The 21,444-nt window shown below is 49.5% G+C and carries 15 protein-coding genes; 6 read left to right on the forward strand and 9 right to left on the reverse strand.

Annotated features, from left to right (window positions below; translation table 11 throughout):
- Positions 1-3 precede the first annotated feature (3 nt).
- From DWY55_RS10760 to DWY55_RS10770, 3 genes are all read left to right on the forward strand, one after another.
- On the forward strand, positions 4-3,426 hold the full coding sequence (locus DWY55_RS10760) for an AAA family ATPase (protein ID WP_120178086.1): 3,423 nt from the start codon (positions 4-6) through the stop codon (positions 3,424-3,426).
- 101 nt (positions 3,427-3,527) lie between these two features.
- Complete coding sequence (gene map / locus DWY55_RS10765; protein ID WP_005828329.1) at positions 3,528-4,382, forward strand: type I methionyl aminopeptidase; 855 nt, start codon at positions 3,528-3,530, stop codon at positions 4,380-4,382.
- A 21-nt stretch (positions 4,383-4,403) separates the two neighbouring features.
- Positions 4,404-5,636 (forward strand): DNA recombination protein RmuC, encoded by a 1,233-nt coding sequence (locus tag DWY55_RS10770; protein WP_022401050.1) that lies wholly within the window; start codon positions 4,404-4,406, stop codon positions 5,634-5,636.
- Between the two features lie 263 nt (positions 5,637-5,899).
- Here the strand turns inward: DWY55_RS10770 and nqrF are convergent, their stop codons facing one another.
- From nqrF to DWY55_RS10805, 7 genes are all read right to left on the reverse strand, one after another.
- Positions 5,900-7,174 carry an NADH:ubiquinone reductase (Na(+)-transporting) subunit F gene (nqrF, locus tag DWY55_RS10775; protein WP_016272690.1) on the reverse strand — a complete coding sequence of 425 codons (1,275 nt, stop codon included), beginning with the start codon at positions 7,172-7,174 and terminating at the stop codon, positions 5,900-5,902.
- A gap of 17 nt (positions 7,175-7,191) precedes the next feature.
- Positions 7,192-7,818 (reverse strand): NADH:ubiquinone reductase (Na(+)-transporting) subunit E, encoded by a 627-nt coding sequence (gene nqrE, locus DWY55_RS10780; RefSeq protein WP_005828321.1) that lies wholly within the window; start codon positions 7,816-7,818, stop codon positions 7,192-7,194.
- A 113-nt stretch (positions 7,819-7,931) separates the two neighbouring features.
- Positions 7,932-8,570: an NADH:ubiquinone reductase (Na(+)-transporting) subunit D gene (locus DWY55_RS10785; RefSeq protein WP_005836455.1), complete on the reverse strand. Its 639-nt coding sequence runs from the start codon at positions 8,568-8,570 to the stop codon at positions 7,932-7,934.
- A gap of 4 nt (positions 8,571-8,574) precedes the next feature.
- Positions 8,575-9,264, reverse strand: coding sequence for a Na(+)-translocating NADH-quinone reductase subunit C (locus DWY55_RS10790; protein WP_044468080.1), 690 nt, complete (start codon positions 9,262-9,264; stop codon positions 8,575-8,577).
- 14 nt (positions 9,265-9,278) lie between these two features.
- Positions 9,279-10,448 (reverse strand): NADH:ubiquinone reductase (Na(+)-transporting) subunit B, encoded by a 1,170-nt coding sequence (locus tag DWY55_RS10795; protein ID WP_005828314.1) that lies wholly within the window; start codon positions 10,446-10,448, stop codon positions 9,279-9,281.
- Positions 10,449-10,501: 53 nt separating this feature from the next.
- Positions 10,502-11,851, reverse strand: coding sequence for a Na(+)-translocating NADH-quinone reductase subunit A (locus DWY55_RS10800; RefSeq protein ID WP_005828312.1), 1,350 nt, complete (start codon positions 11,849-11,851; stop codon positions 10,502-10,504).
- A gap of 213 nt (positions 11,852-12,064) precedes the next feature.
- Positions 12,065-13,465: a C1 family peptidase gene (locus DWY55_RS10805; protein WP_117680791.1), complete on the reverse strand. Its 1,401-nt coding sequence runs from the start codon at positions 13,463-13,465 to the stop codon at positions 12,065-12,067.
- Between the two features lie 159 nt (positions 13,466-13,624).
- Between DWY55_RS10805 and DWY55_RS10810 the strand changes: the two genes are divergently transcribed.
- The 3 genes from DWY55_RS10810 (at position 13,625) to DWY55_RS10820 (ending at position 18,972) form a co-directional block, all read left to right on the forward strand.
- Positions 13,625-14,827: a BamA/TamA family outer membrane protein gene (locus tag DWY55_RS10810; protein ID WP_117878203.1), complete on the forward strand. Its 1,203-nt coding sequence runs from the start codon at positions 13,625-13,627 to the stop codon at positions 14,825-14,827.
- A gap of 247 nt (positions 14,828-15,074) precedes the next feature.
- Positions 15,075-16,265 (forward strand): glycosyltransferase family 2 protein, encoded by a 1,191-nt coding sequence (locus DWY55_RS10815; RefSeq protein WP_005828306.1) that lies wholly within the window; start codon positions 15,075-15,077, stop codon positions 16,263-16,265.
- 16 nt (positions 16,266-16,281) lie between these two features.
- Positions 16,282-18,972, forward strand: a complete 2,691-nt coding sequence (locus tag DWY55_RS10820) for an ATP-binding protein (protein ID WP_005828305.1) — start codon at positions 16,282-16,284, stop codon at positions 18,970-18,972.
- A 23-nt stretch (positions 18,973-18,995) separates the two neighbouring features.
- On the opposite strand, the gene DWY55_RS10825 is transcribed toward DWY55_RS10820, so the two are convergent.
- Positions 18,996-20,771, reverse strand: coding sequence for a biotin/lipoyl-binding protein (locus DWY55_RS10825; protein WP_025835515.1), 1,776 nt, complete (start codon positions 20,769-20,771; stop codon positions 18,996-18,998).
- A 144-nt stretch (positions 20,772-20,915) separates the two neighbouring features.
- On the reverse strand, positions 20,916-21,419 hold the full coding sequence (locus DWY55_RS10830) for an RNA polymerase sigma factor (protein WP_005828302.1): 504 nt from the start codon (positions 21,417-21,419) through the stop codon (positions 20,916-20,918).
- Positions 21,420-21,444 lie beyond the last annotated feature (25 nt).

Below are 21,444 nucleotides of genomic sequence, written 5' to 3' on the forward strand. Positions count from 1 at the left end.
AACATGAAACTCCAGAAACTGACCATAAAGAACCTTGCCTCCATAGAAGATGCCGTCATCGACTTTGAGAACGGACCGCTAAGCGAGGAATCCCTTTTCCTTATCTGCGGCGAGACGGGTGCAGGGAAGACAACCATTCTCGACGCCATCTGCCTGGCACTCTACAACGAAACGCCCCGCATGGACCATGCCGAGAACGAAAAATACAAAGACCTGAACCAGACTTTCTCTGCCAAAAAGGAAGATGTTGCCATCAACGACAGCCGGCAACTGATGCGCCGTAACACCAGTGAAGCATGGACGGAGCTGGAGTTTACCGGCTCGAACGAAACGCCCTACACCGCCCGATGGTACGTGGCACGGGCACACCGCAAGATTTCAGGAGCCGTGCAAGATGTGCGCTGGACACTGGAAAACAAGAAAAGCGGCGCACAGCTCAACAAAAAGAATGAGATAAAGGCAGAAATACAAGCTGCAGTGGGGTTGACCTTCGAACAATTCTGCCGCACCACCATGCTGGCGCAAGGCGACTTCACCAAGTTCCTGCAAAGCAAGGAAAGCGAAAAATCGGATATTCTGGAAAAGCTGACCGGTACAAGTATCTACTCCGAAATAGGTGCCGAAATATATGCCGCCACCAAGGAAAGACGGACGGAATACGAAAACCAGAACCGGAAGCTGGAAGGCATCCACATCCTGGCAGAAGAAGAAATCTCCACAATCAAGGAAGCCATAGCCACGCAAAATGCCGGAGTCAAGGAAGCCTATGAGCAGAAAACCATCGCCCTCGCAAAAAGGGACTGGCTGAAAAAATACTCCGAACTCCTCCTCACCCGTGAACAGCAAAAGAAGATGTGGGAAGGGAAGCAAGCGCAACTGCAATCGGACGAATTCAAACAGAAAGAACTCCTGATTAAAGAATGGAATGCCACCGCCGACGCCCGCAACTGGCTCTCTACCTTGAAACAGCAGCAACAGCAGCAACAACAGAACCATGCACAAGCCGGAATGCTAAGAGCATCCTTTGCCCTGCTGGACGGAGGAAGCAAGTGGCTATGCGGTTTCCTGGAAGAGCAAGAAGACAAGCTGCATCGTGCCGAGAAGTACTTGCAAGAGCATTCGCCCTTACTGCCCATGTTCGAGCAAAGCCAATCCATCATTACCGGCCTAAAATCCGCACTCGATGCCCAAACACGCATCGACACCTACAACGCGCACCTTGAAAGACTTGCCGCGCAACAACCCGTAAAAGTCAAGGAGCGTACCGACAAGGAAGCTGCCCTCACCCGGAAAGAACAAGAGAACCATACATTGCAAAACGAAATAAACCTCCGGAACAAGCAGCTTGAAACCATGGACCGCCCTGCCCTGCAAGACAAGAAAAACAAACTCGATGCCGGACGGGAGAACCTGCTGCAAGCCTTGAGCGCCTTGTCTTTACTGGCTGAAACGGAAAGGACACTGAACGAGGCAAAGGAAAACGAAAAGGCTTTGAACGCCAAAGTGGAGGCGTGCCAAAAGCAATACGTCCTCCTGCAAACGGCATTCGACAGCAGGAAAACAAGTTATGATGACATCCGCACCCTCTACGACAAGCAAAAGGAAGCCGTAGAAGAGTGGGCAAAGGAAGCACGTTCCCGGCTTGCCGTCGGGGATACTTGCCCCGTGTGCGGACAAGAAATAAAATCGCTTTGCAAAGATGAAGATTTCCAGTCTGTCCTTGCTCCCATACGCACCTCCCTGGAAACAAAAGAGAAAGAATACAAGGAAGCCGAGCAGGCATTGAACAACAACCGGACAGAATCCAAGACCTACGGAACGCTGGCAGAGAATGCCCGTCAGTCCACAGCAAGAGCGCTCCGGAGCTACAACCTTGCCCGTACTGACGCACAAGCCAAATGCGCCCAATGCAACGGCATCGGCCTCTCCACAACCACCGGCGAAACCCTGAAGAAGCTACTGGAAGAGAACAAGCTGGAAGCAGACAAACTGAACGAAAAGCTCACTGAAGTTCAAAAGCTCAGCGCACAAATCATAGCTCTGCAACGGCAAAAGGACGAATGCCAAAAACATGTGGACGCTGCACGCCAAGCCTTCAACTCTGCCGACAGAGTGCTGAATGAGCTGAAAAACAGCATCGTCAATTACAAGTCGCTCACCGCCAACGAAAAGGAGAACATACGTGCCACCATGGACCGCGTCACTCCCCACATCCTCTGGGAAGGATGGAACACGGAATGGAAGAACTCCCCCCTCTCCTTTATTGACCGCCTGACGCAAGCTACGCGCAACTACCGTCTGGCGCAGGAAAAACAAAGAGAACTGAAATCCGCCATTGCCCTTATCCACAAAGAGCTGGAAGGGATAAACATCAACAAGGAAAGCATCGATGCCGCATTCCCCGACTGGCGCAACGCACCTGCAGCAACACAGGAAATGGAAATCAAGGACCTGGGGATTGCCTGGAATAATCTGAATACACAAGCAAGCGGACTGAAACAAAGCATATCCTCCACCGCAGACCAAATGGCGAGGCTGCAAAAGGATTTAACCGGGTTCTATGCCGCCAACCCCACTCTCGACGAGGAGCGTATCACCGTCCTATCCGCTTGGTCCGGCTCCCGGATAGAAGCATTGCGTGCCTCACTGCAGACACTTAAAGAGGAAGAAGTAGCTGCATCGACCTCCTTTCATCTGGCCACCGGACAAGTGGAAGAGCACATCAACCGGAAGCCCGAAATAGAAGAAAACGAAAACCTCGAAACCCTGGATGCACTCATCGCGAATCTCGAAGAAAAGATAACCGCCGGCAACCAATCCATCGGCCAGCAGAAGTTACGCCTGGAAGAAAACACCCGCAACATCGACCGGATAAAGGAAGAAAAGGAACGTGCCGACCGGCTGCGCGAAGAGTATCTGAAGTGGGACCGCCTCTGCCGCCACTTCGGTGACGAACGGGGAAAGAACTTCCGCAACATAGCCCAGAGCTTCGTCTTGAAAGAACTGCTGGCAGGCGCCAATTTCTATCTGCAACGCTTGACCGACCGCTACGAACTGGAGTGCCAGGCCGGTTCGCTCACCATCCTGCTGCGCGACTTCCATCAAGGAGGCTCGGCACGTCCGGCATGCACCTTGTCGGGCGGCGAAAGCTTCCTGGTATCTCTGTCACTTGCCCTCGGACTTTCTTCCCTCAGCCGCCAGAGCCTCTCGGTAGACACACTGTTCATCGACGAAGGTTTCGGCACACTGAGCAGCGACTATCTGAACACCGTTATGGACACATTGGAAAAACTGCACCAGATGGGTGGCAAGAAGGTAGGCATCATCAGTCACGTGGAAGGACTGAAAGAGCGCATAAAGACCCAGATACAAGTACGGAGGATAGACAGTTCAAGAAGCGAAATAGAAGTGGTGAATACCCTCTAAGCTGGTATCGGGATAAAGAAAACGAATGTTTTTTCGGCTCTTGATAGTACAAGCACCTGCATTATTGTGTATTTTTGCAGTCTCATAAAAAAGAAAAGACAATGAAAAAGTTCATGAAAGGAGTCCGGTTTACTCCTAAAAACTATTCCGACGAAGTAGAAGCCAAAATTCAACATTATAAGAAAGAAGGATATAAACTGCCGATGCGAAGCGCACTCCGCACCGAGGAGCAGTTGGCCGGTATCCGCGCAAGCGCCAAAATCAACACGGCCCTGCTGGATTATCTCTCCGAGAACATTCGCGAAGGTATGTCCACAGCTGAAATTGACCATATGGTGTATTGCTTCACCACAGACCACGACGCCATCCCCGCCCCCTTCATGTACGAAGGCTTCCCCAAAAGTGTGTGTACCAGCATCAACGATGTAGTGTGCCACGGCATTCCCAGCACCAGGGAATTCCTGAAAAGCGGTGACATTGTAAATGTCGATGTATCCACCATTTACAAAGGTTACTTTGCCGACGCATCACGCATGTTCATGATTGGCGAAGTCAGCCCCGACATGCAGAGACTGGTACAGGTCACCAAAGAATGCCGTGACATAGGCATACAGACCGCACAGCCCTGGGCACGCCTCGGTGACGTAGGCGCCGCCATCCAGGAGCATGCGGAAAAGAACGGATACAGCGTGGTACGCGACCTCTGCGGACATGGCTGCGGCGTCAAGTTCCACGAAGAACCGGATGTGGAACACTTCGGCAAACGTGGTACGGGCATGCTGATAGTGCCGGGCATGACGTTCACCATCGAACCGATGATTAACATGGGAAGCTACGAAGTCTTTATCGACGAAGCCGACGGATGGACCGTCTGCACAGACGACGGACTGCCTTCTGCCCAATGGGAAAGCCAAATCCTGATTACTGAAGACGGAAACGAAATATTGACACAATAAGGCGGACACTTCAAAACACCTATGGAGATAGTATTACTGATTATAGGGATAATCATCGGAACCGTAGTCGGCTATCTGGCGGCAGACCGCAAGTCTGCCGCACTGAGGGCAGAAATCAGCGGGACAAAGAAGGAAATAGAATTATTGAAGCTGCAGAAGGAAGAAGCCGAAGCGTTGCACAAGCGCATGAACACCGAGTTCGAGAATCTCTCCAACCGTATCTTCCAGAGCAAAGCCGAAGACTTTACCAGGCTGAATACCGAACACCTGGGCAATCTGCTCCGCCCGCTGGGCGATAACCTGAAGGACTTCCGCCAAAAGGTGGAACAAGTATACAGCACCGAAGCCAAAGAACGCTTCTCGCTGGGTGAACGCATCAAGGAACTGGTGGAACTGAACAACCGCCTCAGCGAAGATGCCAACAACCTGACCCGTGCCCTGAAAGGAGACTCCAAAATGCAAGGCAACTGGGGCGAAATGATTCTGGAACGTTTGTTGCAAGCCTCCGGACTGATTGAAGGCAAACACTACTTCCGCCAGGAGTTTCTAAAAGACGAACGGGGCGAAGCCATCATCAACGAGGAAAGCGGGCAGAAGATGCAGCCCGACATCATCGTGAAATACCCCGACGAACGGGAAATGATTATCGACTCCAAAGTGTCGCTGACTGCCTATGCTGCCTACACCTCTGCCGAAAGCAAGGAGGAGCAGGCACACTTCCTGAAAGCACACCTGCAATCTGTCCGCTCCCACATCGACGAGCTCAGCCATAAAGACTACTCGCATTACGACGCCCAATCACCGGATTTCGTTATGATGTTCATCCCCACCGAAGGTGCCTACCTCCTCGCCATCCAAAGCGATGCCCACCTCTGGGAATATGCCTACAACAAAAAGGTGGTACTAATGAGCCCCACCAACCTGATTAGCGCCCTGCGCCTCTCGCTCGACCTTTGGAAGAAGGAGAACCAGGTAAAGAATGTGCAGGCCATCATCAAGCGCGGCACCATCTTATATGAAAAAATCGCAGGCTTTACCGACACCTTCCTCGGTATCGGCGACCGGCTGGCCAGCCTGCAAAGGGATTACGATAAAGCCTTCAACCAGCTCTCGGACGGTAACGGCAGTGTAGTACGCCAGGCCGAAATGCTGAAAGGCATGAGCCTCACTCCCAAGAAACGCATTTCTCCAAGATTGCTGCCCAAAGACACCATTCAAGAAGAAACAGAAGAGGAAAACGATAACATTCAATAAAACATCCAACATGAAAACTCTGAAAGACCGCATTCTCCTTCACCAAGAACCATTCATACGAGGTCTGTGTCAACAGGAATTACCACCGGAGAAATAACAGCCATTCTGGCAAATGCACTGATTCATATCAAGGAATAAAGAAAAAGCGACGAAGAATCCACTCCACTTTCTTTCAATAGAGAAGAAATGCCCCGAACAAAAAACTCCGGCAAAGCCCTGAAGGCCACGCCGGAGTTTTTTTATCTCAAGACGGACAAGGAAGATTATCCACCGAAGTTATCGAACATCAGGTTCTGAGCCGGAACGCCGAGGTCGTCGAGCATCTTCTCAACAGCCTTCGACATCGGGCCGGGACCACACATGTAGTATTCGATGTCTTCGGGAGCTTCGTGGTCTTTCAAGTAAGTCTCGTAAATTACGTTGTGTACGAAGCCCGGAGTGTACTTCACGCCCGCTGCATCGGCTGCCGGATCGGGACGGTCCAGTGCAAGATGGAACTTGAAGTTGGGGAAATCCTTTTCAATCTGCAGGAAGTCTTCCAGATAGAACACTTCATTCAATGCACGTGCACCGTAGAAGTAATTCATCACGCGGTCTGTAGTGTGCAGTGTCTTCGTCATGTGCATAATCTGTGCACGCAACGGAGCCATACCAGCACCACCACCGACCCACATCATCTCCTTCTTGGAGTCGAATATCGGATGGAAGTCTCCGTAAGGGCCACTCATGGTTACCTTATCACCCGGTTTCAGGGTAAAGATATAAGAAGAAGCGATACCCGGCATTACATCCATGAAGCCCGGGCCCTGGTCTTTCGGCTTGAACGGAGGCGTGGCGATACGTACCGTCAGCATAATGCGGTCGCCTTCGGCAGGATAGTTGGCCATAGAATAGGCACGGATGGTTTCTTCGTCATTGCGGCACTTCAAGCCCAGCAGACCGAATTTCTCCCATGCAGGCAGATACTCATCACCGATAAGGCTCTTGTCGATGTCCTTATCATAATCCATCGAATATTTAGGAATCTTAATCTGCGCATAAGAACCCGGAACGAAATCCATGTGCTCGCCTTTGGGCAATGCAACGATGAACTCTTTGATGAACGTAGCCACATTCTTGTTGGAGATAACCTCGCACTCCCACTCTTTTACGCCCAGTACGCTTTCGGGAACCTTGATGGCCATATCGCCTTTCACTTTCACCTGGCAACCCAGACGCCAGTGATCTTGTATTTGCTTACGGCTGAAGTGCGGAGTCTCAGAAGGCAAGATTTCACCCCCACCTTCCATTACCTGGCATTTGCACTGTCCGCAGGAACCTTTACCACCGCAAGCGGAGGAAAGGAACACACCGTTTACAGACAGCGTATTCAGCAATGTAGAACCGGAAGCTACGTCCAGTTCCTTATCACCATTGATAGTCAGTTTTACATTACCCGAAGGCACCAAGAAATTCTTGGCAACCAGCAGGATAACAACAAGCAGGATGACAACCACGAGGAATACTCCAATGCTTGCTAATATCATATTCATATCCATTGTTTTATTCCTTTCTTTTAGATGTTCAAACCAGAGAAACACATAAATGCCATTGCCATCAGACCTACAGTGATAAACGTGATGCCCAGCCCTTTCAACGGAGCAGGAACGTCAGAATAGGCCATTTTCTCACGGATGGCAGCCAAGCCTACGATAGCCAGCAACCAACCGATACCGGAGCCCAACGCATAAGAGACAGCATCAGCAATGCCACCGATGAATTTCGGGTCGCTCTCACCCAGCGTGATGCGCTGCTGCATGAAAAGGGAAGCACCCATGATGGCACAGTTTACAGCAATCAGCGGCAGGAAGATACCCAGTGAAGCATACAGCGAAGGGCTGAAACGCTCTACAATCATTTCCACCAACTGAACGATAGCTGCGATTACAGCAATAAAAAGAATAAAGCTCAGGAAGCTGAGGTCAACGCCTTCAATGATTGCGTTGGCAGCCAGCACCTTGGTCTGCAATAAATAGTTGACCGGAAGCGTAACCACCAACACGAAAGTTACGGCGATACCCAGTCCTACGGCAGTCTTCACATTCTTCGATACGGCAAGGTAAGAACACATACCGAGGAAGAACGCGAATATCATGTTGTCCACAAAAATAGAGCGGACGAATAAACTTATTAAATGTTCCATATCTCTTCGATAAATTAAGAATTAAAGAATTAAAGAATTAAAGCAATGAGAACTTGTACTGCAGCAGAGCAGCCCATTTTTCATTCTTTCATTTTTCATTCTTCATTTATTTATTACTGCTTTTCCTGCAATTCTTTGTGACGTGCACGCTGATACCAGATGATGCAAGCGCAGAGAATCAACGCCATTGGCGGCATCAGCATCAAGCCGTTGTTCACATAGCCCAACTTCTGCAGAGGTTCATAGTTCAAGATGTTGAAACCGAGCAGCGTTCCCGAACCCAGAAGCTCGCGGAAGAAGGCTACGATTACCAGAATCTTGGCATATCCCAAACCATTACCCACACCGTCAAGGAAAGATTCCCAGGGACCGTTCTGCATGGCAAATGCTTCCAAGCGTCCCATCAGGATACAGTTGGTAATAATCAGACCTACATATACAGAAAGCTGCACACTTACATCGTAAGCAAAAGCTTTCAGAATCTCACTTACAATAGTTACCAACGCGGCAACAACCACCAGCTGAACGATGATACGGATACGGTTGGGTATCGTCTTGCGCAGCAGTGAAATCACTACATTGGAGAATGCTGTAATCACCGTCACTGAAAGACCCATCACAATGGCAGGCTCCAGTTTGGCAGTAACAGCCAAAGCAGAACAGATACCCAATACCTGCACGGTAACGGGGTTGTTCAGTCCCAGCGGAGTAGAGAATACTTCTTTATTCTTCTTTGAAAACAATTGTCCCATATTCTTATTCCTCCTCATTATTATTAGTTAAAAAGTTCTTGTAGCTGCTCAGACAAGCCTTCAACATGGCATCCACACCTACAGAAGTGATGGTACCACCGGAAATGCCGTCCACCTGATAGTCAGGTTTCTCTACCTTGCCGTTCTTCACAACACCGAGGACTACCTCGCCGTTCTCCAACGTTTTCTTGCCGGGGAACTCTCCCTGGAAGTGCGCACTGGCAATTTCGGCACCCAGACCCGGAGTCTCACTGGCATGGGAGAAGTAAACACCGTAAACGGTATCCTTGTCGCTGTTCAGTGCAACATATCCCCAAATAGCGCCCCAAAGACCGGCACCGTAAACGGGAAATACATATTTCTTCTCACCGTCAACCTCTGCCACGAATACGTGCAGACGGTTATTTTCTTTGGCTTCCTTCTCGTAAGCGGTAGCAAATGCACCGGTATTCTCTGTCAGAGTACCGTCAACGTTCATCAGCATATCGCCCTTTACATATTTATTATATTCAGCTTCGGCATCCTTCACGTCCTTGATGTTGAGTGCAGCAAGAATCTGCTTCTTCGTGTCAAGTTCCACATTCTTGTTCTGCGTCTCGCGCAAGGAAGAACTTACGAATGCCAGCAGGAATGCAACGATAACAACCATTACCGAAGCATAAATGATAGTATAACTATTACTATTGGTATTCATTTCTTTTCCGGTATTTAATTGTTAGACTTGATTGCACGTTTCTCGCGACGGCTGATGTTGCCCTGTACCACACAATAGTCAATCAGCGGAGCGAAGATATTCATCAGCAGGATGGCAAGCATCATACCTTCGGGGTAACCGGGGTTGAGCACACGGATAATGATAGCCATGGCACCAATCAGGAATCCGAAGATATACTTACCGGTCTCTGTACGTGCCGATGTAACGGGGTCGGTAGCCATGAACACGGCACCGAAGCAGAAACCACCCAGCACGAGGTGTTCGTACCAAGGCATCTGTGCCATCGGAGTGTCGGGACCGATTGCATTGAACACCCATGCCATGAAGGCACCGCCTACGAATACGGAGAACATCGTCTTCCAGCTTGCAATACCCGTCCACAACAGCAGAATGGCACCCAGAGCGATGGCGATAACGCTTGTCTCACCGATAGAACCCGGAATAAGGCCGGTCACCATGTCCCAGGAGAACTCCGGAACGGCGCCCGAGGTAGCGGCTGCACCCAACGGAGTAGCTACCGTCAGACCATCTACCGACTGTCCCAGACCGAAGATACTGTCGCCCGATACCCAAACGGCATCACCGGACATCTTCGTAGGATAAGCAAAGAATAAGAATGCACGGGTAATCAAAGCTACGTTGAACACGTTCATACCCGTACCACCGAATACTTCCTTAGCAAAAATTACAGAAAATGCAGTAGCCACCGCCAGAATCCACAGCGGGCAATCTACCGGAACAATCATCGGAATCAAGATACCGGAAACCAGGAAACCTTCCTGAATCTCCTCCTTCTTCCACTGAGCCACTACGAACTCAATGCCGAGACCTACTACATAAGATACAATGATTTTTGGCAATACAGCCAGAAAACCGTAGATGAACATTTCCCAGAAGCCTCCGGCAGCACCGGTAGCGTGGAAATGCTGGTAACCTACGTTATACATACCGAACAGCAGTGCCGGTACTAACGCAATGACCACCATCGACATGATGCGTTTGCTGTCAATGGAGTCGTGAATATGCGTTCCCGATTTCGAAGTGGCATTGGGCACGAACAGGAATGTTTCGAAGCCATCAAACACCGAACGAAATGCGTGGAATTTGCCGCCTTCCTCAAAGTTCGGCTTTATCTTGTCGAGATAATTTCTTAACGCTTTCATTAATATATTTACGATTTTACGATTTACATTTTACGATTTGCCATATGCCCCGATTATGCCATTTCGGCACGAAGCATATCGAGTCCTGCACGTACGATGCGCTGCACTTCCACCTTGGAAGAACATACGAATTCGCAGAGAGCGAAGTCTTCAGGAGCTACTTCGTAGATACCCAGAGCCTCCATACGGTCGATATCACCTGCAATGATTGCTTTCACCAGATATTCGGGGAAGATGTCCATCGGGAACACACGGTCGTATTCGTTGGACATAATCATGTGACGTTCGCCACCCTTGATACGGGCATCTATCACATATTCCTTCTTGCCCATCAACCAACTGAAGTAAGAGCGGTTGACGCTGAACTGATTGAAACGCGGCATAATCCAACCCAACATTTCATGGATTTCATCTCCTTCGGGAATAACGGTCAGCTGGCTGTCGAAAGAGCCGAGGAAGCCGTTCGGAGAAACTTTCTTACCGGTCAGCACGTTGCCGCTGATGTAGCGGAGGTCTTTGTCGGTAGTCACGTTACCTTTGAAAACGTTCGTCAACAGAGCGCCGACTTTCAGCTTGCAATAAGCGGGTTTCAACACTTCGGAACCCGTTACAGCCACCGTACGGGTCATGTCCACACGACCGGTATTCATCAGACGTCCGATGAAGAGTACGGCTTCGGCACTGATGGTCCAGACCGTTTCACCCTTCACTACCGGAGAGATGTGGTTAATCTGTACACCCACGTTGCCTGCCGGATGTGGTCCGTCGAAAGCTGTTACGGTAACGTTCTTTGCCTGCACAAGAGCAGCAGACTTTTGTTTTACACTAATACCCAGATACGTCTTTGCCATCTTTGACAAAGCGTCGAGTCCCGTCTGGAAGTTTGCTTCTTCTCCCTTCAGCGCGAATTCAAAATCGGGAGCCAGCGGATTGCTGTCGAAAGCCGAAATGAAGATAGCTTTCGGAGTTACCGTCGGATCAGCGATAACGTCGTACGGACGTTGGCGGATGAAAGCGAACATACCTGCTTGCAAAAGAGCTTCTTTTACTTGCTGGCCGCTCATCTTGGACGGGTCCATCTTGCCGAATTCCTCATAGTCTTGCTCAGTGGCAGCCTCTACGACGATGTTCAGCACCTTGCGGCGTGCACCACGCTCCACGCTTGTCACTACGCCGCTAACGGGCGAAACAAATTTCAATTCAGGATGATTCTTGTCGATAAACAAGGGTCCCCCGGCCATCACATATTCCTGCTCTTTGACCACCACTTTCGGAGTGATGCCTGTATAGTCATCGGGAACCAGCGAATAGAATCCCGGTTCCTTAACAGACACAAGTTCCTGGGCAGCAGCGCCTTTCAGGTTGATGTCAAGGCCTTTACGTAACTTAATTACATTTGCCATGCGTTTATTTAAAATAATGGTTTCATTAATTTGCCGCAAAAGTAGCAAAAAAGAACGTGAATAAAGAGTAAAAAAGAAAGGAATTACGGAGAAATTTCCGTAATCCCTTTCGTTAACGAACACGAGAACAAGGATTAGGGGTTAAGGATTAGGGATTAATACCCTGCGGAATCATAGTGCAGCCCACTAATCCTTAATCCCTAATCCTTATCATCACTTTTCTTCAGCGAACATCGGGTCCCATGCCGGCAGGCGGACGGGCTTTTGTTTAAACAGTTCCATCACTTTGGCGGGAACATACTTTGTCTCCACTACCAGACGGAACATGTATTCATTGAACCACTCGTCGGTCATGATGAGATGTCCCTGATAACCGGAAGCGGCTCCCCAACTGTTCTCTACCATCCACTTTACGGGCTTTCCGTCTTTGTTCAAGTCAACGGCCATCAAGGTCATGGCGTGGGAAGAGCCACTGGAGAAAGTCTGGATACGTTGCTTCTTGTCCATCCCGAAGGTGGTGCCCATCAGTGATTCGTAGTCATAGTTTTTCACATCGAGCAGACCGCGTTCGGAGTTCAGGAACTTGCCCACATCGCAAGAGAAGTACATCATGGTGCTGTCCTTCAAGGAGGCAATGGCCATCTCTTTGATGTCCTCTACGGGCAGGTTGACATAAGTCCAGTTCTTGCCGTCGTAACGGTGGCGGTCATAGTCTATTTCATAGCACTTGTAATACTCGCGACTGGGGTCGTTCATCAGCATTACGTAGTTGGTCAGCAGTTGTTTGTCTCCATATTTCTCAAGGAAAGACATGGGAGTGTGATGCTCTGTCTCCACAGGATTACCCTTGGCATCGTGGCGGACATAGTCGAACTCCGTGGGAGGTACACCGAGGTTCAGCACCAGCATGCGGTAGATGGTTCCGAGCATCGTAGTTTTCTCCTTCTCCAGAGCTTCGGGCTTGGCACCGGCGGCAGCCATGTCACGCAGTTGCAGACCATACTCTTTCAGCTTCAGAGAGATGAGGTTGGCCATGCGGGAGGTATTTTCACTGCTGTTTGTTTCGGGCATGGCATCTTTGGGAACAAGGCCGTATTTGGAAACAATGTCGGCCACACCAGTAAAGGTACCCCCATCGCTCAGCGGATGCTGGAAGAGCCATTCTACGGTCTTATCAGTCAGGGGACTCTTGGAGGTGTCGATGATGCCTTGCAAGAAGAGGTTTGCCTTCTCCAACTGGTCCCAGAAGAAGGGATAGACTTCGGAGAACTCGAAAGACTGGAAACCGTATTCGGCAAGGGTCTTGGCACGCATCACATTCAGCCCCGTAAACAGCCAGCAGCGGCCAGACGACTTCTGGTCGGTGATGCCTTTGGATTCTACCTTGATGGAGAAGTGGGTATCCATGCCCTGCATATTCTCCTGGTTGAGTGCCAGTTTACGGATGTCATTATTGCCTATGGCATTGCGGAGCGCCTTGTCGGCAGCCGTGCCTTGATAACTTTGCTTGATTTGTCCAAGCATTTCGGGGCTGATACCCCCTTTTCCCTCTTGTGCCTGCACAGAGAACAGTGCGGCACTCAGAACAATTACAGATAAAAATCGTTTCTTCATTCAGATTATGTGTTTTTAGTTATTGATGTCTTGCTTCGTGAAGCAGACAAAAGTAATGTCTTTTTTGATAATTTTAGTGACATCTTTAGATTTATTATCTATTACAGTGAAAACTATTCGGGATAAAATAGTTTCCTTTGCACCCACATTTCGTACGACATGAAAAGATATATACTAAGCATTATCGCACTGGTGCTGTTCGCCACCACCTTTTATGCCCAGGAACAGACTGCGGCCGCCACAAACGACAACGTTCCTGCACTGACCAAAAAAGAACTACGCAAGCAAAAGGTAGCGCGTCGGAATCTGCATTACAATATTCTGGGCGGACCCAGCTACACCCCCGACTTCGGTGCCGTGCTGGGAGGAAGCGCCCTAATGACCTTCCGCATGAACCCCAGCGACACCACGCAGCTGCGCTCCGTAGTGCCCATGGCCATCGCCTTCATGTTCAACGGTGGCATCAATCTCTTCTCCAAACCGCAACTCTTCTTTAAGGGCGACCGTTTCCGTATCTTCGGAAAGTTCAGCTATAAAAATACGGAAGAAAACTTTTACGGCATCGGCTATAATACCAATAAAGATTATGTACGAAGCGACAGTACCAGCAAATACCGGTACAGCGGCGTGCAAATCAACCCCTGGTTCCTTTTCCGACTGGGCAACAGCAATATCTTTGCCGGACCTCAAATCGACATCAATTACGACCACTTGACGGAGCCCGGCAAGTTCTTGGTGGACGAACCTTCGTACAAAGAAGCAGGCGGTACGGCTAATGGCTATAACAACTTCAACTCCGGCCTCGGTTTCCTGCTGACATACGACAGCCGTGACGTCCCTGCCAACGCCTACCGTGGCATGTATCTGGATTTCCGCGGCATGATGTACGCCAAGTTCATCGGCAGCGACCAGACCTTCTACCGCCTAGAGATAGACTACCGCCAATACAAGTCACTGGGCAAGCGCAGGGTACTCGCGTGGACGGCACAGACCAAGAACGTGTTCGGTGACGTCCCTCTGACGCAATATGCCCTCACCGGAACGCCTTTCGATCTGCGCGGCTACTACATGGGGCAGTATCGCGACAAGTCCTCGCACGTGGTCATGGCAGAATACCGGCAGATGCTCAATACCGACCGCAGCACTTGGGTGAAGCGGATGCTCAACCACATAGGTTTTGTAGCCTGGACCGGCTGCGGCTTCATGGGCCCCACTCCCGGCAAGATAGAGGGTGTACTGCCCAACTATGGTGTAGGTCTACGCATTGAGGTACAGCCACGCATGAACGTCCGCCTGGATTTAGGCAAAAACACGGTAAACAACCAGATGTTGTTTTACTTCAATATGACAGAAGCGTTTTGAGTAACGCCCTGCCTACCTGCCCATCCCTTTCCTATGGAGAATGATGATTGAAAGCCTTTAATCGCCTCTCACTCACAAGGTTATTCAAGCTCACCTCTATAGGAAGCCCACTTCCTTATAACATCGGAACACCTTGAGAAACAAACATTTTATTTTTCTTTTCTTTTTCTTGCATCGGTAAAAGATTATCCATACTTTTGGCAATCACATTTCTTTTTATCAAAAAAGAAAGCAAACGAGCGGATACATGAAAGCCCTTGAAGTACTCTTCTGGATAAGTTTATTCATAGTGTTCTATACTTATATAGGATATGGTATACTATTATATATCCTGGTCAAGATAAAAGAATGTTTCCGTAAGCCTGCGCCCCGTCCGATGCCTGCCGACGATGCTTTACCCCCATTGACGCTATTTATCGCCGCCTACAACGAAGAAGATGTAGTGGATGAAAAAATGCACAACTGCCTGGAGCTGGATTATCCCGCCGACAAGCTACGCATCCTCTGGGTGACCGACGGCAGCAACGACCATACCAACGAACGCCTCTCCCACTGGCCGCAAGCCATCGTCCTCCACCAACCCCAACGCCAAGGCAAGACAGCCGCCCTGAACCGCGGTATACATTTCGTAGAAACGCCCCTTGTCGTGTTCACCGATGCCAATACTCACCTCAACCGCGAAGCCCTGCGGGAGATAGTGCACGCCTTCACCGACCCTAAAGTGGGATGCGTGGCAGGCGAAAAACGTATCGCCGTGCAAAGCAAGGACAATGCTGCCTCGGGGGGAGAAGGGCTATACTGGAAATACGAATCCACCCTCAAAGCGCTCGACGCACGCCTCTATTCGGCAGTAGGCGCAGCGGGTGAACTGTTTGCCGTGCGCCGCGAGCTGTTCGAGGAAATGCAGACAGATACGCTGCTCGACGACTTCATACTCTCCCTGCGCATCGTCATGCAGGGACACACCATTGCCTATTGTGCCAATGCCTATGCCGTAGAAAGCGGCTCGGCAGACATGCGCGAAGAAGAAAAGCGCAAGGTGCGCATCGCTGCCGGGGGCTTGCAATCCATCTGGCGGCTGCGTCCGCTGCTCAACCCATTCCGTTACGGCACATTCTGTTTCCAATATATTTCCCACCGGGTGCTGCGCTGGTCGCTCACTCCTATCCTATTGTTCCTATTGCTTCCCCTCAACACAATTCTCATCTTTACGACAAGCACGCCATTACTGTATGCCATCATCTGGCTGTTACAAGCTCTTTTCTACCTCATGGGAAGTTGGGGGTACTACCTTTCAATGAAGCATATAAAAAACAAGATACTTTTCATCCCCTACTATTTCCTCTTCATGAACGTCAACGTCATACGAGGATTCAACTACCTGCACAAGCGCACAGGCAATGCAAGCGGCGCATGGGAGAAGGCCAGAAGGGCATGAAACTAATACTGTAAGAATGAAAAACATTTTGAAACAAGCTGAAAACGCTGAGAGACTGTTGAAGCTGACGTCCGACACCATGATTCTTCTGGACAAAGACGGTATTTGTGTGGATATTGCAGTTTACAACATCAATCTCTGGTTCTTGAAGGAAGACCAGTTGCTGGGCAAGAATCTGTTCCAACTAATGCCCTTATCCACTTATAACCAAATCTATCCGGACTTTAAAAAAGTACTGACGCACAAAATACGCTCTATCCATAACTACGAAATGGCCCTAAACGGTACCAATTATTTTTTCAAGTGCATCATGTCCCCTTTTGACGGAATGGTACTCTGCCAATACCGCGACATCACGGAACGCAGCCAGCGCAAGCTGGAACTCGAAAGAAAAAACCAAGAGCTGAATGAAATCCAAAAAGCTGCGCTTATCGGAAACTGGCAATACGATTCAGACACCAAGAACTTCAAATATGCCGGACACACCAATATCCTATGCACAGAGGAGACACAAGAAATCAATCTGAACGACTATCTGAAACTGATACTTCCCGAAGACCGGAAATCTTTCACCAACTGGCTGAAAGAAAACCTGAAAGGGAAAATGGAAAACAGTGTGGACTATCGCATCCTGCTCCAGGAAAAGATTTTCTATATACGTCTCAAGGCCTTTGCACGCGAATATCATAAAGACAAAAATACCATTCTGGAAGGATATATACAGAATATCACCGACATTCAGCAACGGCGCAACGACATCAACCTGCTGACGCATGCCATCGACAACTCCACCGAAGATATTTACTCGGCACACGAAGACGGTACACTGATATTCGGCAACCGCTGCTTCAAGGAGCGGCATGGCATCGGCAATACCCAAGACATCACGAAACTGAAAATATACGACTTGCCTTCGTATGGAAGAGACAAAAAATCGTGGAAAGAATTTGCAGAATGTGTCAAACGCGGAGAAACCTCCCAAGGCTATATTGTTCACAATCCGTTGCCACTGCGTCCGGAAGTACTCGCCATAGAAGGAAACGCCTATTGGGTGACGAGTGACAAAGGCGAAGGGACGGTCTGGACTTTCGGAAGGGATGTATCCACACGCATCCGGCATGAGCAACAAATCAAACAGTTCTACCTGATTTTGGACAAAATCATCGAAAACCTCCCGGCAGGCATTGTTGTGAAGGACATCAACAACAACTTCAAGTACCTCTACCGCAACCGCGAATCGTATAACCGCGAAATCCCCATACAAGAGGCATTGGGAAAGGACGACTTCGATTTTTATCCTCTGGAGACTGCTCAGGAAAAGAGGGCGCAAGACATCGAAATAGCCAGAACCGGCAAAGAGATGCACTGGATTGCGGAAGAACGCGACGGAAACGGAAATCCCATCTATCTGGACAAACGGAAGATGAAGATTGAAAGCAACGACTTCTCCCCCATCCTGCTGAACATCGAATGGGACATCACGGAAATGGAACAGATGAAACGGGAACTGCTCGTAGCCAAGGAGAAAGCCGAGACCTCCGACCGGCTCAAATCTGCCTTTCTCGCCAACATGAGCCACGAGATACGCACACCGCTCAATGCCATTGTAGGCTTCTCACGAATTATTGCCGAAAGTACCGACGAGGAAGAACGGCTAGGCTATTACGAAATAGTGGAATCGAACAACGAACGCCTGCTCCAGCTCATTAACGAAATCCTCGACTTATCAAAAATAGAATCGGGCATCGTGGAGTTCACCATCACGCCCGTACGCCTCCATCCACTCTGCAAGGAGATACACGACGCACATATTTTCCGCTGTCCCGAAGGAGTGGAACTGATATACGAACCCTCTGACGAGAATATCGTGATTGACGGAGACAAGAACCGGATTTTCCAGGTCATTTCCAATCTGATAGGCAATGCCTTCAAGTTCACCACCAGCGGGCACATCAGTTACGGGTATCGCCGGGAAGGCAAGTATGTAGCATTCCACGTCACCGATACGGGTATGGGCATTGCACCGGACAAGGTGGACCGGGTATTCGAACGTTTCGTCAAGGTGAACAACTTTGCCCAGGGCACCGGATTGGGACTTTCTATCTGCAAAACCATCATCGAACGTCTGGGTGGCAACATATCCGTCACTTCAGAGGTGGGTAAAGGCACCACATTTACTTTTGTTCTCCCGCTGGAATCCACCAGCAAAACAGAGGCGGAAAAGAAAGAAGAGGACAACCAGGAAACGACAGCAGAGACACACTCCACAGAGCAGAGGGGCAAAAATGCAGCCCCCGGAGATTCCCCGAAGAATGAAGAGGTCGGAGCACTCCCTACCCCTCCTTTCAAGACCATCCTGATTGCCGAAGATACAGAAAGCAACTTCATCCTAATTAACGCCATTTTAGGCCGACTCTATCGGCTGAAACATGCCAAAGACGGCATGGAAGCCGTAACGATGTTCGAGGAAGTCCACCCCGACCTCATCTTGATGGACATGAAAATGCCCAACCTTGGCGGAATCGACGCCACTCGCATCATCCGTGAACTGGTACCGGACGTCCCCATCATCGCCCTTACAGCCTATGCCTACGAGCACGACAAGCAAGCTGCCCTGGAAGCAGGTTGCAACGACTTCCTTACCAAACCCTTCACTCAAGAAGTGCTGAAGGAAACCATCAAGAAATGGCTGGATGATAAAGGATGACTGAAAAACAGTCATCCTCCACTTTATGCAAAAATATCACTTCGCTGGATATAAGCAATCACATCCCCTTTATTGACCACATCCCCTTGCTTGGCACAGACTTCCACCACACGTCCGGTAAATCCGGTCCATATCTTCTCGTATTCGCCCCACGGCGTAGAGATGTAGCAGAACACCTCATCATGCTGGTACTTGCGTCCGATGAAAGGAGCAGAAGAAGGACCTTCGACGGAAACCTCCCAAAGCACTTGCCCCTTGGAAGGCGCGATTATCGGGTCTGCCTTGGCACGCTTCAGCTTCTTGATTTCTTCTTCCGAGTATCCGTTTTTGGCCATTGCCGCATCCTTGGCACGCTGCAGGTCATCCTCAAAACGTTTCTTGGCAACGCCGGATTTATAGTCGCGATACTGTCGGTCGTGCATGGCAAGCTCGAAGAGTTCCTCGTCATCATCGCCATATTCCCAACCGTTTTCGTCCATCTCTTTCCGGTATGTATCCAGAGCATCCGGGTAGTTCAGCTGCGGGTCCGTATCCACGAACTCAAAGCCTTTGGACTTGGCCAGTTCCACTATCTCGGGCGCTAAAGTACCGGGGAGGCGTCCGCTCTTGCCCAAAATCATGTCCCACGTATGGTTGTCTATCATCGTCCAACGCTCCTCTCCCTTTACCTGCTGCATGAGGTTCATCAAAGCCACATTCTTCACATACTGGCTGAAAGGAGTCACCAAAGGAGGATAACCCAGCTTGGGCCATACATATTCCACTTCGTCGAACAGCATGACGAGCAGGTCGTCCAGACTGAGTTCCGGCTCGTTCTTACCGCGCAGTATCATGTTGATGCCGGAATGCACTCCCTTCAAGTCGGCCATCATGGAGCCCATCATGCCACCCGGCAAACCGCACTTCAGCAAGAGTGAGGACATATGTTTATTGGTGGGGTCCATGAAATAACCCAAGAACTCGTCAATGAACTCCTGCGTCATGGCACGGGCTTTCATGTAGGCTTTCATGTTTATGTCGGGCACTTGGAAACCCAGGTCTTTCAGCATGGCCTGCACGGAGATGATGTCCGGATGAACCTTGCCCCACGACATGGGTTCCATCGCCACATCGATGATGTCGGCACCGTTCTCACAGACTTCGAGAATGGAAGCCATGGAAAGTCCGGGACCGCTATGCCCGTGGTATTGTATCAGCACATCGGGGTGCTTCTCCTTAATGGTTCTGACAAGCTGTCCCAGCATACCCGGACGTCCGATGCCCGCCATATCCTTCAAGCAGATTTCAGGTGCCCCGGCTTCAATCAACCGGTCGGCAATACTGGCATAGTATTCCACCGTATGGACGGGAGAATACGTGATGCAGAGCGTAGCCTGCGGTATCATGCCCGCTTCCAGAGCATATTTGATAGAAGGAATTATATTCCGCGTCTCGTTCAATCCGCAGAAGATACGGGTAATGTCCACACCCTGGGCATGCTTCACCTTGTACATCAGCCGGCGCACATCTGCCGGAACGGGATACATGCGCAGTGCATTTAGCCCGCGGTCGAGCATATGCGTCTGTATGCCTGCTTCCCTAAAAGGTGCGGTAAAGGCGCGTACAGCCTTGTTGGGATTTTCACCATACAGAAGGTTTACCTGCTCAAAAGCTCCTCCGTTTGTTTCAACGCGTGCAAAACAACCCATTTCAACTATCAACGGAGCAATACGTACCAACTGGTCTACCCGGGGTTGATACTTACCGGACGACTGCCACATGTCCCGGTAAACAAGACTGAATTTAATTTCCTTTTTCATCATAGTCAATAATAAGAGATTTTCCTTCGGTTAACTTAACATATACAAATATAAAGGATTATTCTGACATATAGTCAAGAACAACCCTTAAAAATTCATCATAAGCAATATGTTATATATCATATTGCTACTATCAAATTATTATCAGATGAAATCTTTCAATTCATCCTGCAACTTCTGGCGCGTAAAGAAGATGCGGCTTTTCACCGTTCCGAGCGGAAGGCCGAGGCGTTCGGCAATCTCGCGGTACTTGAAACCGGACACATGCATGGAGAAAGGGACTTTATAGTCGCGTGGAAGGGCATTGACGATGCGATGCATTTCTTTCAGGTCGTAGGCACCCTCGGTACTGGCAAAACCAGAGTCCTGGGGCATGCTGAGGTGATACTGATTGTCCGTCTGGTCCACAAAAGTCTGTTCGCGAACTATTTTCCGGTAATTATTGATAAAGATGTTGCGCATAATGGTATACATCCAACCTCTGAAATTGGTGTCGGGTTCAAATTTGTCTTCGTTATCCAAAGCCTTGAGAGATGTCTCTTGCAACAAATCATTCGCTTCTTCCCGGTCGGCTGTCAACTTGTATGCAAAGCGAAGCAGTTCTTCTTGCACTGCAAGTAAATCTTTTCTAAAACTGTAAGTATTCATACTTTGCTCAATTTTTAAATAGTTA

The sequence above is a fragment of the Bacteroides sp. AF25-38AC genome (assembly GCF_003602995.1).
Lineage (GTDB): Bacteria > Bacteroidota > Bacteroidia > Bacteroidales > Bacteroidaceae > Bacteroides > Bacteroides uniformis.